This is a genomic window from Rhizobium sp. BK529, assembly GCF_014194105.1.
Classification (GTDB): domain Bacteria; phylum Pseudomonadota; class Alphaproteobacteria; order Rhizobiales; family Rhizobiaceae; genus Rhizobium.
Genome location: NZ_JACIAU010000001.1, coordinates 1792887 through 1807226, shown reverse-complemented (window position 1 = coordinate 1807226; position 14340 = coordinate 1792887). Strand labels below are relative to the sequence as shown.

At 58.8% G+C, this 14340-nt stretch carries 15 protein-coding genes and 2 pseudogenes; 6 read left to right on the top strand and 11 right to left on the bottom strand.

Annotated elements, in window-relative coordinates:
• Positions 1-45: 45 nt before the first annotated feature.
• Positions 46-660 (bottom strand): FMN-dependent NADH-azoreductase, encoded by a 615-nt coding sequence (locus FHX08_RS09130; RefSeq protein WP_132651277.1) that lies wholly within the window; start codon positions 658-660, stop codon positions 46-48.
• Positions 661-801: 141 nt separating this feature from the next.
• Between FHX08_RS09130 and FHX08_RS09125 the strand changes: the two genes are divergently transcribed.
• Complete coding sequence (locus tag FHX08_RS09125; RefSeq protein ID WP_132651278.1) at positions 802-1770, top strand: LysR family transcriptional regulator; 969 nt, start codon at positions 802-804, stop codon at positions 1768-1770.
• 74 nt (positions 1771-1844) lie between these two features.
• On the opposite strand, the gene FHX08_RS09120 is transcribed toward FHX08_RS09125, so the two are convergent.
• From FHX08_RS09120 to FHX08_RS09105, 4 genes and pseudogenes are all read right to left on the bottom strand, one after another.
• On the bottom strand, positions 1845-3833 hold the full coding sequence (locus FHX08_RS09120; RefSeq protein WP_132651279.1) for a bifunctional 2',3'-cyclic-nucleotide 2'-phosphodiesterase/3'-nucleotidase: 1989 nt from the start codon (positions 3831-3833) through the stop codon (positions 1845-1847).
• Positions 3834-3972: 139 nt separating this feature from the next.
• Positions 3973-4287, bottom strand: a pseudogene (locus FHX08_RS09115) (PilZ domain-containing protein); the annotation flags it as partial.
• 86 nt (positions 4288-4373) lie between these two features.
• Positions 4374-5255: a DMT family transporter gene (locus tag FHX08_RS09110; RefSeq protein ID WP_132651281.1), complete on the bottom strand. Its 882-nt coding sequence runs from the start codon at positions 5253-5255 to the stop codon at positions 4374-4376.
• Between the two features lie 70 nt (positions 5256-5325).
• Positions 5326-5787 carry an Lrp/AsnC family transcriptional regulator gene (locus FHX08_RS09105; RefSeq protein ID WP_132651282.1) on the bottom strand — a complete coding sequence of 154 codons (462 nt, stop codon included), beginning with the start codon at positions 5785-5787 and terminating at the stop codon, positions 5326-5328.
• Between the two features lie 158 nt (positions 5788-5945).
• Between FHX08_RS09105 and ald the strand changes: the two genes are divergently transcribed.
• Complete coding sequence (gene ald / locus FHX08_RS09100; protein ID WP_132651283.1) at positions 5946-7064, top strand: alanine dehydrogenase; 1119 nt, start codon at positions 5946-5948, stop codon at positions 7062-7064.
• Between the two features lie 16 nt (positions 7065-7080).
• On the opposite strand, the gene FHX08_RS09095 is transcribed toward ald, so the two are convergent.
• The 5 genes from FHX08_RS09095 to FHX08_RS09075 form a co-directional block, all read right to left on the bottom strand.
• Positions 7081-7590 carry a DUF1203 domain-containing protein gene (locus tag FHX08_RS09095; RefSeq protein WP_132651284.1) on the bottom strand — a complete coding sequence of 170 codons (510 nt, stop codon included), beginning with the start codon at positions 7588-7590 and terminating at the stop codon, positions 7081-7083.
• A 104-nt stretch (positions 7591-7694) separates the two neighbouring features.
• On the bottom strand, positions 7695-8255 hold the full coding sequence (locus tag FHX08_RS09090; protein WP_132651285.1) for a GNAT family N-acetyltransferase: 561 nt from the start codon (positions 8253-8255) through the stop codon (positions 7695-7697).
• A 5-nt stretch (positions 8256-8260) separates the two neighbouring features.
• The gene (gene sseA, locus FHX08_RS09085) at positions 8261-9130 is read right to left on the bottom strand and encodes a 3-mercaptopyruvate sulfurtransferase (RefSeq protein ID WP_184327089.1); all 870 of its coding nucleotides are present in this window, start codon (positions 9128-9130) and stop codon (positions 8261-8263) included.
• Positions 9131-9147: 17 nt separating this feature from the next.
• Positions 9148-9885, bottom strand: a complete 738-nt coding sequence (locus FHX08_RS09080) for an alanyl-tRNA editing protein (RefSeq protein WP_132651287.1) — start codon at positions 9883-9885, stop codon at positions 9148-9150.
• 6 nt (positions 9886-9891) lie between these two features.
• Positions 9892-10932 (bottom strand): cysteine synthase A, encoded by a 1041-nt coding sequence (locus tag FHX08_RS09075; protein WP_132651288.1) that lies wholly within the window; start codon positions 10930-10932, stop codon positions 9892-9894.
• Between the two features lie 195 nt (positions 10933-11127).
• Between FHX08_RS09075 and FHX08_RS09070 the strand changes: the two are divergent.
• Together FHX08_RS09070 and FHX08_RS09065 are read left to right on the top strand one after the other, a co-directional pair.
• Positions 11128-11277 (top strand): annotated as a pseudogene (locus FHX08_RS09070) (transcriptional regulator); the annotation flags it as partial.
• 98 nt (positions 11278-11375) lie between these two features.
• A complete protein-coding gene (locus tag FHX08_RS09065) occupies positions 11376-12209 on the top strand; it encodes an SDR family NAD(P)-dependent oxidoreductase (protein WP_132651289.1) in 834 nt (277 codons plus the stop codon).
• 242 nt (positions 12210-12451) lie between these two features.
• On the opposite strand, the gene FHX08_RS09060 is transcribed toward FHX08_RS09065, so the two are convergent.
• On the bottom strand, positions 12452-12778 hold the full coding sequence (locus FHX08_RS09060) for a hypothetical protein (protein ID WP_132651290.1): 327 nt from the start codon (positions 12776-12778) through the stop codon (positions 12452-12454).
• Between the two features lie 232 nt (positions 12779-13010).
• On the opposite strand from FHX08_RS09060, the gene FHX08_RS09055 reads away from it, so the two are divergent.
• Together FHX08_RS09055 and FHX08_RS09050 are read left to right on the top strand one after the other, a co-directional pair.
• The gene (locus tag FHX08_RS09055; protein ID WP_132651291.1) at positions 13011-13598 is read left to right on the top strand and encodes an alpha/beta hydrolase; all 588 of its coding nucleotides are present in this window, start codon (positions 13011-13013) and stop codon (positions 13596-13598) included.
• An 87-nt stretch (positions 13599-13685) separates the two neighbouring features.
• Positions 13686-14249 (top strand): methylated-DNA--[protein]-cysteine S-methyltransferase, encoded by a 564-nt coding sequence (locus tag FHX08_RS09050; RefSeq protein ID WP_132651292.1) that lies wholly within the window; start codon positions 13686-13688, stop codon positions 14247-14249.
• The last annotated feature ends 91 nt before the right edge of the window (positions 14250-14340 follow it).

Sequence of the window (14340 nt, the reverse complement as noted above, 5' to 3'; positions counted from 1 at the left end):
CCGGCATTGCGCTGGCCCCTCGAGTGGAACTTTTGAATTTGTCGATTAGGCAGCGAGCGCGAGTTCTTCGACGCGCGACTTGGCAGCGCCGATCGCCTTTTCAGCTGCTTCCGCACCGAAAGCCAGACCTTCGACATAGATGGTTTCGATATCGGTGATGCCGAGGAAACCGAGAACCGACTTCAGGTAGGGAACGGCATGGTTCATGCCAGCAGCCGGACCTTCAGAGTAAACACCGCCCGAAGCAAGCACGATGTAGAGCTTCTTGCCGGTGGCCAGCCCAACCGGGCCGCTCTCCGTGTACTTGAAGGTCAGGCCGGCGCGGGCCACATTATCGATCCAGGTCTTGAGCGACGAATAGATATTGAAGTTGATGAGGCCGGTGCCGATGACGATGCTGTCGGATGCCAGGAGTTCGCTGACCAGTTCGTCGGAGGTCCTGACGGCGGCGGCTTCCTGGGCAGTGCGGGCTTCCGGCGGCTTACGGATGGCGGCGGTGAACAGGTCATCGATATGCGGCAGCGGATTTGCGGCGAGGTCGCGGCGAACGATGACGCTGCCCGGGTTCTGGCTCTTGAGTTTGTCGGCCAGTTCGGCAGCGATCTGAGTGGAAAGAGATTCCGACCGTGGGCTGGACGTCAGAAGAAGAATGGAAGACATGATTGAATTTCCTCTCGAATTGGGTTTCAGCGGCCGCTTGGGAGCGGCAAACCGCTGTGTTCGAGAGAACAAATAAGGCTGGCGTGATATCGAAAAAACTGGGATAATGTCGATCGAAACTATCGATGTATTGGATGGAAGATGCTTCCCAACCCGACACTGGATCAATTGCAGGTTTTCCTGATGGTCGCCGAAACCGGCAGCTTTTCGGCGGCATCGCGCGTGCTGAATCGCGCACAGTCGGTCATCAGCTATACGATCGCCAATCTGGAAGCCCAGCTCGAAGTGACGCTCTTCGAGCGTTCCGGCGCCCGCCAGCCGAAACTGACGGATGCCGGCAAGGCGATGCTGGAGGATGCCCGCCGGCTGATGGCTGACCTCGAAGTCATGCGCGCCCGCGTGAAGAGCATGAAGCAGGGGCTGGAAGCCGAGCTTTCTCTGGCGACCAGCACCATGGTGCCTGCCAATGCCGTCATGATGGTGTTGCGCGAATTTCGCGAAAAATTCCCGGGTGTTGCGCTGAACCTGAATGTCGGTGAGCTTGGCATGGTCATGGACATGGTCATGAACGACAAGGCCGATATCGGGATCGGCGGCGCGTTGCTGCGACAGGACGATTCGCTCATTGCCGAAAAGATCGGCTACTCGTTCATGGTGCCCGTGGTGGCCCCCGATCATCCGCTGGCGAGTATCGGCCGCCCGCTGATGCTCGCCGATGTGCGCGAAGAGATCCAGCTTGTGGTTTCGGATGCTTCAGGTCTGACCAACGGCAGGGATTTCAATGTCCTGTCTTATAGGACATGGCGCGTCAGCGATATAGCGACCAAGCATCAGCTCATCAAGGGTGGTCTCGGTTGGGGCGGCCTGCCGGTTGCGGTCGTTGGAGACGACATCATGAAGGGCAATCTGGTTGCCCTCAAGCTTGATGCCTACGAGCAGGGCGAATATCCGATCTACGCCATGCGCAAGGCCGCCAATCCCCCAGGCCCTGCCGGCCAATGGCTGATCGAGGCCTTCCGTCGCCGGCTTGCCATGTGCCCAAGCCATGGCGAAATGATCAACATGCTTGGTATCGACGGGGTGCACGCGATGCCGGAGGCTGCCGAATAGGGTCGCTTCGCCGGCTTTAGCGTTCGACAGATGGAAATGGAGCGCGGTTTCAGCCGAAGCCGCGCTCTTTCTGATTAGAGAACCAGCCTGAACTTCGCAAAACCTTCGGCACCTTCGCCGGCATCCTCTATCTTCACGCTCTTGACGTCGGCGAGGTACTGCTTGGCCTTGGGGCTGCTTTCGAACATGACGGTCGTACCGGGCAGGGGCTTGAAGGTCCAGTTGCCATCGGCAGAGGGATTGATCGTGCCCTGATCATGAACATAGCGGACGATGACATCGCGGTTGGTATCGGGTGCCTGAAAGATCACCTTGTCGGAGGCGATTTCCGGGAAGTTGCCGCCACCGCCGGCGCGGTAGTTGTTGGAGACGACGACGAATTTCTGCGCCGAATCGATCGGCTTGCCCTCGAAGGCGAGGCTCTGGATGCGGTTCGCGTTCGGATTGACCGCCTTGCCTGACGAATCATATTTCGCCGGCTGCGACAGGTCGATCTGATAGGTCACGCCATCGATCACATCGAAATTGTAGGACGGGAAATCATTGTTCAGGAGGGCTGCGTCCTTCGAGCCGGGTTCGATGTGATTGAACATGCCGGCCGACATTTCCAGCCACTCCTTCACCTGCGCGCCGGTAATGGCGACGGCCTGAACCGTGTTCGGATAGAGATAGAGGTCGGCGACATTCTTGATGGCGATATCGCCGGCGGGAACATCCGTATAATAGTCTGCACCGCCGCGGCCGCCGGCCTTGAACGGCGCTGCCGCCGACAGAACCGGCAAATCCTTGAACTGCGTATCGGCAAGCATCTGCTTGATGTACCAGGTCTGAGCCTGTGAAACGATCTGCACCGAGGGGTCGTCGGCGACCAGGGCAAAATAGGAATAGAGCGGTGCCGAGGTCTTGCCGACAGGCGTGCGGACATAGGCGAGTGTTGCCTCATGCTCGGCCTTGGCGGCGGCGACGACTTCCTTCTTGTCGGCAACATCGGCAACGACCTTCTTCTTGTCGTCGCGGTGGTAGATCGGCCGTGCTTCGGAGGTGAAGTCGACGATCTTCCAGCTGTTGCCGTCCTTCTCCAGCAGAAGATCGATCAGGCCGAGATGCGAGCCCCAGAAGCCAGCCATGACGGCGGGCTTGCCGTGCAGCGTGCCCTTGACCGGATCGGCATTGGCAATGCCATCCCAGGTCTTCGGACCGGGGAAGACGAGATGCTGGTGTCCGGTGAAGATCGCATCGATCCCCTCGACGGCGGCAAGGTGCAGCGAGGCATTTTCCATCTTCTCGGACGGGCCGGAGCCATCGATGCCAGAATGCGAAAGTGCGATGACGATATCGGCGCCGGCTTCCTTCATGGCCGGCACCCAGGCCTTGGCCGCCTCGACGATATCGCGGGTCTGCGCCTTGCCTTCGAGGTTCTTGATATCCCACAGCATGATCTGCGGCGGCACGAAACCGATGAAGCCGATCTTGACCGGGCTTTCATTGCCGGCGCCATCCTTGATCTGCTTTTCGACGATGATGTAGGGCTTGAAGAACAGGTCGTCCTGCCTCGGATTGGAGGCGAGCTGGCCCTTGGTCAGGTTGGCGCAGACGAAGGGGAAGTTCGCGCCGTTCAGCACCTTGAACATGAAGTCCAGGCCGTAATTGAATTCGTGGTTTCCGAGCGTGCCGACGGTATAACCGAGCGTGTTCATCGCCTTGACGACCGGATGGACGTCGCCGTCCTTCATGCCGTGCTGATAGGCCATGTAATCGCCCATCGGATTGCCCTGCAGCACGTCGCCATTGTCGATCAGCAGCGAGTTGATCGCTTCCGCGCGAATCGTGTCGATGATCGTTGCCGTACGCGACAGGCCCATCGTGTCGTTCGGTTTGTCGGCATAATAGTCATAAGGGAAGACGTTGACGTGAATGTCGGTCGTCTCCATCAGCCGCAAATGTGCCTGGTTGGCAGCAGCGCGGGCGCTGAACGGGTGCAGCAGAACAAGAGCGGAAGTGGCGGCGAGTCCGCCGAGCAGAGAACGGCGGCTCATTGCAGGCACATCGAAAATGGAAGACATGGAAACACTCCTTTGGACATCATGCATCATCCGGTTCGATGAACTTAGAACGATCGGCAAAGGAGTACATCGCGAAAATGACAGAAGAGCAACGGTGCCGCGAAAGCTGCACCGTTTGAGAGCCTTAGCGGACGCGCGGCACGTCGCGATGGAAGAAGCGGAAGTAGGAGGCTACGAGCGCACGTGCATTGGAATTGACGTCGAACTGAATGCCGACGCGGCCATTATGCGTCCAGCGGATGACGCCTTCGAGCAGGCCGAGATTCTCGGCTTCGATGCGCACCTTGCTGCCCGAGGCCGCATAAAGCGGCGCTTTGACCTCGAGTGCCGCACCGGTTGCGGAAATATCGAGGATGCGGGCATCCACTTGGTTGTTCAGATAACGGATCTTGCCGAAAACACGGCAGCTCCTTCGGTCGGCCTTCCGGGCAATGATCTTGAGATTGCGTGTCATGCTTATCCCTGTGACGAATTCGGGAAAAGCATAGGAGCGGAAGATTGAGATGCCTTTAGGCGCTTACTTAAAATTGCTGCGAAAACTCAATTCGGCACGGCCGCACGCCGCGCCACGACATGTTCACGCCAGACTGTAAAGATGCCGGCTGCGACAACGATCAGAGAACCCACGATCATGTTAAGGGTCAGCGTTTCCCCGTAGATCAGCACACCGAGGATGGAGGCATAGACGAGCTGGATATAGGTGAGCGGCTGAACTGCGGCGGCATCGAGCATGTCGTAGGCGCGGATCAGGAAATAGTGGCTCGACGTGCCGGTCAGGCAGACAGCGAGCATCCACATCCAGTCCCATCCATGTATTGGCGTCCAGTAAAAAGGGCCGGCAAGCGTCATGACCGCGGCACCGACGATACCTGTATAAAAGAAGCTCGTCATCGCCGAATCCTGCCGGCTCACAAAACGTGTTGCGATCACGTAGAGCGCGAAGTTGAAGCAGGAGATGACCGCGACTAGCAGATTCACATCGAAGAATCCGCCTTCCGGTTTCAGGATCAGCAGCACACCGAGAAGACCGACGCCAATAGCGGTCCAGCGGCGCCAGCCGACTCGCTCGCCAAGGAGCGGAATAGCAAGCAGCGCGACGATGATGGGGGTGGCGGCAAAGATCGCCTGCGAGTGAGCAAGGCCGATCAGCGCAAAGCAGGTGATTGCCAGCACCACCTGCGCGGCAAGCAGAACGCCGCGCGAAATCTGAAGAAAGGGGTGTTTTGTGCGGGAGGTGGCGGCGATTCCGCCACGCATCTTCGAAGCCAGAACCAGGGTGAAGAGGCCGAAGGCCCAATAGCGCACCATCGTCACGAAGATAGGCGAATAGGAGGAAGCCAGATGCTTCGAGATCGCATCCTGCGCCGAAAAGATCGTCAGCGCCAGGAGCAGAAAGATATAACCGTGGGTCTTGGATTTCATGTCTTGCCGTCGAAGCGGGAGAGGGCCGCAACATCAAGCTAGGGCAGGATTTCACGGGCTTTGCAAGGGCTCAGAGGCCAACATTCGGCCTGTCGATGATTTCGCGCAGCGCAAAGCTCGAATTGATCTTCACCACATGCGGCAGCGCCGAAAGCCAGTCGCGATGGATGCGCTCGTAGTCTTCAAGATCGCGGGCGGCAACCCGCAGGATATAATCGTACTCGCCTGACATCAAATAGCAGACGAGAACGTTCGGACAGCGTTTCACCGCCATCTCGAATTCCGATAGGGTCTTGGCGAACTGACCGGATAGCGATATGTGCACGATGGCGATCATCTTGTAGTCCAGCGCCTTGTGCGAAAGCCGAGCATGATAACCGCCGATGACGCCGCTCTTTTCAAGAATATCAAGCCGCCGCGAACAGGCAGAAGGCGATAGCCCCACCTTGTCCGCAAGCTCCGTATTGGTGATACGCGCATTGATCTGCAGCGCCCTCAGAATCGCAAGATCGATATTATCGAGGTCGGACATTCGAAGAACCTTCGAAAAATAGATAATCAACGCAATAATCTTCGAAATTTGGTTGTGCGCAAATCCTATTTGCAAGGACATTTCGCGGCCGCGGTGGTTGGATCTCAGGGCCAAGAAAACGTTCCGCGCAATGCGGACATAAAATGAGAGGAACGCGAATGCGTGTCGGTTGCCCGAAGGAAATCAAGAACCATGAATATCGCGTCGGTCTGACGCCGGCTTCGGTGAGAGAATATGTCGCCCACGGCCATGAGGTCTGGGTGGAAAGCAAGGCTGGTGCCGGCATTGGTGCCGATGACGCCGCCTATGTGGCTGCTGGCGCGAAAATCGCCGCCTCCGCCAAAGATATCTTCGAAAAGTGCGATATGATCGTCAAGGTCAAGGAGCCCCAGCCTTCGGAATGGGCGCAGCTCCGTGACGGTCAGCTCCTTTACACCTACCTGCATCTTGCGCCGGATCCGGAACAGACCAAGGGCTTGCTCGCGTCGGGCGTTACGGCCATCGCTTACGAGACGGTGACCGACGACCGAGGCGGTCTGCCGCTGTTGGCACCGATGTCCGAAGTCGCCGGTCGTCTTTCGATCCAGGCCGGCGCGACCGCGCTGCAGAAGGCCAATGGTGGCCTTGGCATCCTGCTAGGCGGTGTGCCCGGCGTTCTCCCGGCCAGGGTCGCGATTATTGGCGGCGGTGTCGTCGGTCTGCATGCGGCCAAGATGGCCGCCGGTCTCGGCGCCGATGTCAGCATCCTCGATAAGTCGCTGCCGCGCCTGCGCCAGCTCGACGATATCTTCAACGGCCGCATCCACACGCGCTATTCAAGCATTCAGGCGTTGGAGGAAGAAGTATTCTCCGCCGATCTCGTCATCGGCGCTGTCCTGATCCCTGGTGCCGCCGCGCCGAAACTCGTCACCCGCGAAATGCTCTCCGGTATGAAGAAGGGGTCCGTCATTGTCGACGTCGCCATTGACCAGGGCGGCTGCTTCGAAACCTCGCATGCGACGACGCATTCGGAGCCGACTTATGTCGTCGAAGGCGTCGTACATTATTGCGTCGCCAACATGCCGGGCGCTGTCCCCGTCACCTCTGCCCATGCGCTGAACAATGCGACGCTGGTCCACGGTCTGGCGCTCGCCGATCGCGGTCTGCGCGCCATCGCCGAGGACAAGCACCTGCGCAATGGCCTCAACGTCCACCGGGGGCGCATCACCAACAAGCCGGTCGCCGATGCACTTGGTTATGAAGCCATCGCTCCGGAAAGCGCGCTCAACGTCGCGTAAGGCAACTAACTCAAGGTCAGGTGAGGGCGCCGGTTTCCACAAGGGCCGGCGCCATTACTTTGTCGATCCGGCACTGATAGCAATTGTTGCGCGCTGAGCGCACATGCACATAGGCAATGCCGGTCCGGGCGAGCAGATCAGCCGCATAGGCAGGAATTCTTTCGATTGGCGTGACCGCTCCGGTGCCGTAGACGATCCTGTCGTCTTCACCATAACCGCGGACGATGAAATCCGGGCTCGTGGTCAGCACGGGAGGCAGAATCTCGTCGGCGGAATAGCGCTGGCAAGGCTGCTTATGCAGGAAGATCGGTCCGGTCTCGGCATAGGGCTGCAGCTCTGAAAAGGGCCGATAGGCAAAGACGAGCAGTTCTTCTCCGGCGCCGATATTTCGCAGGCAGTGACGGCAGGGATGGCCCGGACCATCGGAGATCATGGTCTCCGGCAAACGATCATAGGCGTCGCGGCCGCCGCTCCAGAGCGTTTCTGCATCTGTTGTCGGCATTGCGGAAAACCGGATGCTGGTCATGGCAAATCTCCTTATGAGCTTTGCCATAGTGTCTGCGCTGAAACTCACCCGAGCCACCCGATTCTTGCCTGAATCGGCAAGGCCTGGGTTCGGGTGCAATGCAATCAGCCTCTTCTGGCTAGTTCCAGCAATTCCTTGTCGCTCAGCGGCCTGACGATTGCGGTCCCAGTGGAGACGGGAGAGAAGCCAAACATCTGATAGAGCTGCAATGCGCGCGGATGATCAAGATTATTGGTCGTCGTCGTGACCCTCTTCGGGTTCAACGTCCAGATGGCATAGAGTGCCTGGAGCAGGAACCATTTGCCGATGCCGAGGCCGAGCGCGTGCTCGATGAGCCCGAAATGCGAGAGCTCGATCGTATCCGCGTCCTCGCAAAGATATTCGTAGAAGCCGGCCGGTGCGCCATTGACGTAGAGGACGCTAATATTGTTGCGCTTATCATGCAGCGCTGCGGCCAGCTCTTCGTCGCTCATCCTCAGCCGATCGACCCATTGCCAGCGCGCACCGACTTGCCGATAGAGATAACGATAGAAGGCGAGCGGAATGCCCGGCGCCCGCATGATCGCAGTCTGGATGTTGACGGGCACAGGCAGGCTTGCCTTCGGCGGTGCAACCATTTCAAGCCGCGTGATATGGGCCTTGAGCGAGGCGGGCGTCTTTCCCATGGGCGTCAGGCTTTGACCGGTTCCGGCGGTCCGGTAACGACAGGCGTATCCTCTCGGCTGCCCCATTCGCTCCAGGAGCCGTCATAGAGCTTGTTGTCGGTATGCCCCAGCGATTCCAGCGCCAGCGTGATGATGGCAGCCGTAATGCCCGAACCACAGGAGGTGACGACTGGCTTGGAAAGGTCGATGCCAGCATCCTCGATCGTCTGCTTCAGTTCGGGCAGTGACTTGAAGCGGCCTTGATTGGCAAAGACGCCTGATGGCAGGCTGCGGGCGCCGGGCATATGACCGGAGCGCATGCCGGCACGCGGTTCCGGCTCGGTTGCTGCGAAACGGCCGGCGCTGCGGGCATCGGCGATCTGCAGGGCAGCGCTGGAAACGATATCGCGCATCTGGTCGAGATAGACGACGCGGCTTGCATCATAATTTGTCGTGAAGGTTGCCGGGACATAGTGCGGCACTTCTGTCTCGAGCCGCCGTCCCTCAGCTTTCCAGCCGTCGAGGCCGCCATCGAGCACGAAGACGTTTTTCGCGCCCATTACCCGGAACAGCCACCAGACGCGCGGCGAGGCGAACATGCCGATACCGTCATAGACGACGATGCGGTCGTTCTCGCTGATGCCGAGCTTGCCGACTTCCGCGGCGAAATAATCGGGCGAGGGGATCGTGTGCGGCAGGTTCGACGAGTGGTCGGCGATCTTGTCCTGATCGAAACGGATCGCGCCCGGAATATGGCCGGCGGCATATTCGGCATCGGCATCGCGTTTCTGCGCCGGAAGATAGAAGGATGCGTCGAGGACGCGCAGATCGGGCTTGCCGAGTTCAGCTTGCAGCCAGTCGGCAGCGACGACAAAACGGCTCTTGATCTCGCTCATGATGATCCCCCCAGATATCAAGCTTCATCGCCGGGTGTGCCGAAGCGAATGCGGAAGCGCCGGTTCTCTTTGCCCTTCTTCTCGATCTTGGCAATATGAATTTGACCAACTTCCTGTGTTTCAGAAACATGCGTGCCGCCGCAGGGCTGGCTGTCAACAGCGGAATTTTCGCCGATGCAAACGAGGCTGACACGGCCGAGGCCGACAGGCGGGCGCACATTCTTCGATTTGACGATACCAGGATTGGCGGCAAGTTCCTCATCCGTAATCCATTGAACATAGACCGGATGGTTCTGGTTGACGAGGTCCATCAGCTTGGCCGTCACTTCATCCTTATCGATCGTGTCGGTCATGTCAAAATCGACACGGCTTTCATCCTCGCCGACGGCAGCGCCGGTAATCGGATAGGGGCAGACGACGGAGAGCAGATGGCAGGCCGTGTGCATGCGCATCAGCTTGTAGCGGCGCGGCCAGTCGATATGCAACACCAGCTTTTCGCCGGTTTCCGGTCGCGCCTGGCCTTCCAGCGGTACATGAATGACCATGTCCTTGGTGGCGCCATGCTTTGCCAGAGTAAGCTCTATCTTAGAGCCGTCGGTGCGTTCGAAGAAGCCGGTATCACCCGGTTGTCCGCCAGATGTTGCGTAGAAGCACGTCTGATCCAGTTCGATGCCGCCGTCTTCATGAACGGCCGTGACGACCGCTTCACATGTGGAGAGATAGAAGTCGTCACGGTAGAGGGCATTGACTGGCATCGGTTCTCACGCTGCAGGTTCGTAGGGTATCTTGATGTCCGTCGAGCCCACCATCCATGCAGGAATGGGAAGACCCTTGGATAACAGGAAGTCCGGATTGAAGAGCTTGGACTGATAGCGATTGCCATAGTCGCAGAGGATCGTCACAACCGTATGGCCGGGACCGAGGTCCCGGGCAAGACGCACCGCGCCGGCAATGTTGATTGCGGTAGAGCCCCCAAGGCAAAGCCCCTCGTGCTCGACCAGATCGAAGAGGTAGGGAAGCGATTCAGCATCGGTGACGTGGTAGGAGAAATCGGGCGTGAAGCCTTCAAGATTGGCGGTAATGCGTCCCTGTCCGATGCCTTCGGTGATCGATGAGCCCTCGGATTTCAATGCGCCGTTTTTGTAGAACTCGTAGAGCGCCGCACCCTCGGGATCAGCGATGCCGATCTTGATGTCCTTGTTGAAGCTCCTCAGACCGGCCGCAACTCCGGCAAGCGTGCCGCCGGAGCCGACTGAGCAGATGAAGCCGTCGATCTTGCCGTCAGTATCTTTCCAGATTTCAGGTGCGGTGGTTTCGATATGCGCTTGGCGGTTGGCGACATTGTCGAACTGATTGGCCCAGATCGCGCCGTTCGGCTCGCTCTTGGCGAGCTGTTCGGCGAGGCGCCCCGAAACCTTCACATAATTGTTAGGGTTCTTGTAAGGCACGGCCGGAACTTCAACGAGCTCGGCGCCCAGCAGGCGCAGCGCGTCCTTCTTTTCCTGGCTCTGGGTCTCCGGAATAACGATGACGGTGCGATAGCCGAGCGCCTTTGCGACGACCGTCAGGCCGATGCCGGTGTTGCCCGCCGTGCCCTCGACGATGACGCCGCCGGGCTTGAGCAGCCCCTTCTTCTCCGCATCACGGATGATGTAGAGCGCCGCACGGTCCTTCACCGACTGTCCGGGGTTCAGGAACTCGGCCTTGCCGAGGATAGTGCAGCCGGTCGCCTCGGAAACACCCTTGAGCTTGATGAGGGGCGTATTGCCGATAGCCTCGATTACGGAGGGGTGGAAGGTCATGGAATCTGCCTCGTTTACGCATAGTTTAGGAACGGTCTTTTCCCTTCACAAGGCGGCATTGGCAAGAAATCCTATTCCATGCCTCTGGAGCCCGCGATAAAATTAGTCTTCCATTTCCAGCCTTTCGTCGTCTCCGCGCAAGCGGTGATCCGAAGATTGACTCCAGCCGCTCTTCCAACGCTGCCGTCACGTCGTGGGCCGGGAGATATCTCGGTTGCCGACGCGGCCGTCAACCATCGTCCTGTCGCGGAAAAGGAGCGGCCTTGCATTGCCTTTGCCGTTTCGGATGGACCGATCAACCTCACTGGCCCCTTCCGGCAGATCATCGGCGACCTCATCGGCTGAAAGCAGCCACAATGCTGTGATAGAGCCATGGTCCCGGGAGAGATGAGGAGCTTCCGGGCCTGTTTTCGAGCTCATATCGGCAGACCGGAGGAAGTGTCATGCGCAATTTTATCGCTCGCCCGGAACATGGCATCGTCTGGATTTCCGGTGCAAGCTCGGGAATAGGGCGCGCGCTGGCGCTAAAGCTTGCAGGCGAGGGATACAGGGTCGCGGCCACTGCCCGTAATCACGCAAAACTGGTGGAATTGCAAGTCGAGGCAGCCGGCTTGCCCGGCAGCATCATCGTTCTCGATGGCGATGTTACTGATGCCGAGGACATGGAACATGTCATGGCCTCGATCGAATACGAACAGGGTGCGCTCGCCATGGCGATCCTCTGTGCGGGCGTCTTTCGCCCTGTCCACGGCGAGGATCTGAACCGAGCCGATTTCGAACAGACATTCGCGGTCAACCTATCTGGTGTCGTCAATTGTCTGCTGCCGGCCATCAGCCATATGAAGGCGAAAGGGCAGGGGCAGATCGCCATCGTTTCCTCGGCGACCGGCTACACCGGATTACCGACCAGTGCAGCTTATGGCGCGACCAAAGCGGCTCTGATCAACATGGCCGAAAGCCTGAAGTTCGATCTCGACAAGATCGGCATCCGCATCCAGCTCATCAATCCGGGCTTCATTGACACGCCTGCGATACGAAAGAACGGCTTTCCGATGCCAGCACTGATCTCGCCGGAGACGGCCGCCGAGCGCATTGCAGCGGGTCTCAAATCTCAGGCTTTCGAGATCGCCTTCCCAAGGCGCTTCACCTATGTACTGAAGCTCCTGCGGATTTTGCCTTATGGTCTCTATTTCGCAATGGTGAACCGCTTCACCGGCTGGCGTGATCGGCCGTTGAACACTGGTCACCGAACGGTGACGGCGCATCCAGCGGAATGATCAGTTGCACGAAAAGAGCACCTGCCGCACATCGATATCGTGGGGCGCGGAACCCTGCCTTGCAATAGAACAGGTAGAATTCCCAGAGCCGCTTGAACCGGTCCTCGAACGACGAACGCTAGATTCATCCAGCGGCTTCTGTAAGCAGGCCGACGGTGGATCATCGGACCAGGAGTTTCATGAGGCGGACACGAAAAAGGCCGGTCGAGCCGGCCTCTCTCCAGGATCGGGTCTTTGCCCGATCAATTGTCGTGTTCACGGCATACCTCGCTGATCGAAGCGCCGCTTTCGCCGCCGCGCGTATCGACGCCCGTATTCTGCTGCGGCATTCCCGGGCATTCGATTGCCTGACCGCCGCCGATGCTCTGCGTAGTGGTCGGGTCTACCGGGCTGGTGGGAACCGGATGGATGCCATTGCTGTCACTCGTATAATCGGACGAGTAATTGCCCGAGCCCGGGTCCGTGGAACCGCCATTGGTCGGGCCGATAGTGTCCGGATTGGATTGGGCAAATGCCGATGACGCCATGCCGATGGCAAGCAGCGATGCGGCGATAAGAGATTTAGGCATGAGGACTATCCTCCTTCGATTTTCATCTTTTGGTGGCCTTTCCTTAACCCCTCAGGGAACTGCTTGTTCCGAAATTTGATCGGAGCGGTTGAGGCGATAGTGACTTCTGCGATGGATTTTCCAGCTTTGACGTGGGTTTTGGAGCTTTGTTCCTTTTAGTCTATGAAAACTATGGATAATTCTGGCGAGGATGCGAAGCGGCAGATTGCTGCGCTTTCGCCAGGAGAAAGCCATGACAAAAATCCTGATCGTGCCGGGCCTGTTCGGTTCCGGCGAGGGGCATTGGCAGCACTATTGGATGAGCGATGTGCCGCAGAGCCGGATGATCGGACAGGACGACTGGAACCACGCGCGCCTGGACCATTGGATGGACCGGCTGGAGCAGGCGCTGTTGGAGGCTGGAGAAGCCTATATCGTTGCCCATAGCCTCGGCTGCATCCTGACGGCGAGGCTCGCCGGCAGGCCGCTTGGTCATCGAGTAAAGGGAGCACTTCTGGTCGCCCCTTGTGATCTTCCGGCAACGGAGCGACTGCATCCCGGCTCGCTCGCCTTCGGCCCCATGCCGACAACCCCGCTTCCGTTTCCGAGCCTCACCGTCGGCAGTCTCGACGACAAATACATGTCGCTCGACCGCTTGAGCTTCTATGCCCGTCTCTGGAAAACCGAGGTCCGCAATATCGGTCTCGCAGGTCATATCAACATCGCCAGCGGTTTTGGCCGCTGGACCGGCGGCTATGCATTGCTCGATGCGGTAAAAGGCAAGGCGAAGGCAAAGAGGCCACAAATATACACGCTCGCTGCGACTGCCGCATCTGCGTGATGCTTTATCGAGACACGCGCAAGAAATGGGTTGAACTTAAGCTTCCGCGGTACGATTCTTGTATCCGACGGAATGCGAGGCTTCACCATGGCTCAGAAAGTGCACCAATATCTGATCTTCGAAACCGCCGGCGGCTTTTGCGGCATTGCCTGGAGCGATGGCGGCGTGACACGATTCCAGCTGCCGACGAAGAGCGCCGAGTCGACCGAACGCCTGTTGTTGCGCCGTTTGCCAGTTGCTGAACCTGGCGCACCGACGCCGCAAATTCTGGAAGCGGTTTCTGCGGTGAAGCGCTACTTCGAAGGCGAGGAAGTCGATTTCTCTAGCGTAGCCGTCGATCTCGACGGTCAGGACGCATTTTTCCGAGATATTTATGTAGCCGCACGCCGCCTCGGCTGGGGTCGCACGACGACTTACGGCACGCTGGCGAAGGAGCTAGGCGCAGGACCGGAAGCGGCGCGAGATGTGGGCCAGGCGATGGCGAAGAACCCCGTCGCGCTCATCATTCCCTGCCATCGCGTGCTTGCCGCCGGCGGCAAGATCGGTGGGTTTTCGGCACCCGGCGGTTCGACCTCCAAGCTTCGCATGTTGGAACTCGAAGGCGTGCATGTCGGCCCGCCGCCGTCTGCCCAGCAATCCCTGGATTTTTGAAAGTACTAATCCGATTGGGTTTCATGCGATTCTTGCCTGCAGGGAATAATATTCCAAGGCCGCCCGTTTCTGGGAAGGCTTTAGTTTGACC

Coding starts and splice junctions, on each gene's coding strand:
- FHX08_RS09060 (WP_132651290.1), bottom strand. CDS start 12,778: ATGCCTAAATCTCTTATCGCCGCATCGCTGCTTGCCATCGGCATGGCG.
- FHX08_RS09080 (WP_132651287.1), bottom strand. CDS start 9,885: ATGCCAGTCAATGCCCTCTACCGTGACGACTTCTATCTCTCCACATGT.
- FHX08_RS09125 (WP_132651278.1), top strand. CDS start 802: ATGCTTCCCAACCCGACACTGGATCAATTGCAGGTTTTCCTGATGGTC.
- FHX08_RS09090 (WP_132651285.1), bottom strand. CDS start 8,255: ATGGGAAAGACGCCCGCCTCGCTCAAGGCCCATATCACGCGGCTTGAA.
- FHX08_RS09050 (WP_132651292.1), top strand. CDS start 13,686: ATGGCTCAGAAAGTGCACCAATATCTGATCTTCGAAACCGCCGGCGGC.
- FHX08_RS09065 (WP_132651289.1), top strand. CDS start 11,376: ATGCGCAATTTTATCGCTCGCCCGGAACATGGCATCGTCTGGATTTCC.
- ald (WP_132651283.1), top strand. CDS start 5,946: ATGCGTGTCGGTTGCCCGAAGGAAATCAAGAACCATGAATATCGCGTC.
- FHX08_RS09110 (WP_132651281.1), bottom strand. CDS start 5,255: ATGAAATCCAAGACCCACGGTTATATCTTTCTGCTCCTGGCGCTGACG.
- FHX08_RS09130 (WP_132651277.1), bottom strand. CDS start 660: ATGTCTTCCATTCTTCTTCTGACGTCCAGCCCACGGTCGGAATCTCTT.
- FHX08_RS09120 (WP_132651279.1), bottom strand. CDS start 3,833: ATGTCTTCCATTTTCGATGTGCCTGCAATGAGCCGCCGTTCTCTGCTC.
- FHX08_RS09055 (WP_132651291.1), top strand. CDS start 13,011: ATGACAAAAATCCTGATCGTGCCGGGCCTGTTCGGTTCCGGCGAGGGG.
- FHX08_RS09095 (WP_132651284.1), bottom strand. CDS start 7,590: ATGACCAGCATCCGGTTTTCCGCAATGCCGACAACAGATGCAGAAACG.
- sseA (WP_184327089.1), bottom strand. CDS start 9,130: ATGAGCGAGATCAAGAGCCGTTTTGTCGTCGCTGCCGACTGGCTGCAA.
- FHX08_RS09105 (WP_132651282.1), bottom strand. CDS start 5,787: ATGTCCGACCTCGATAATATCGATCTTGCGATTCTGAGGGCGCTGCAG.
- FHX08_RS09075 (WP_132651288.1), bottom strand. CDS start 10,932: ATGACCTTCCACCCCTCCGTAATCGAGGCTATCGGCAATACGCCCCTC.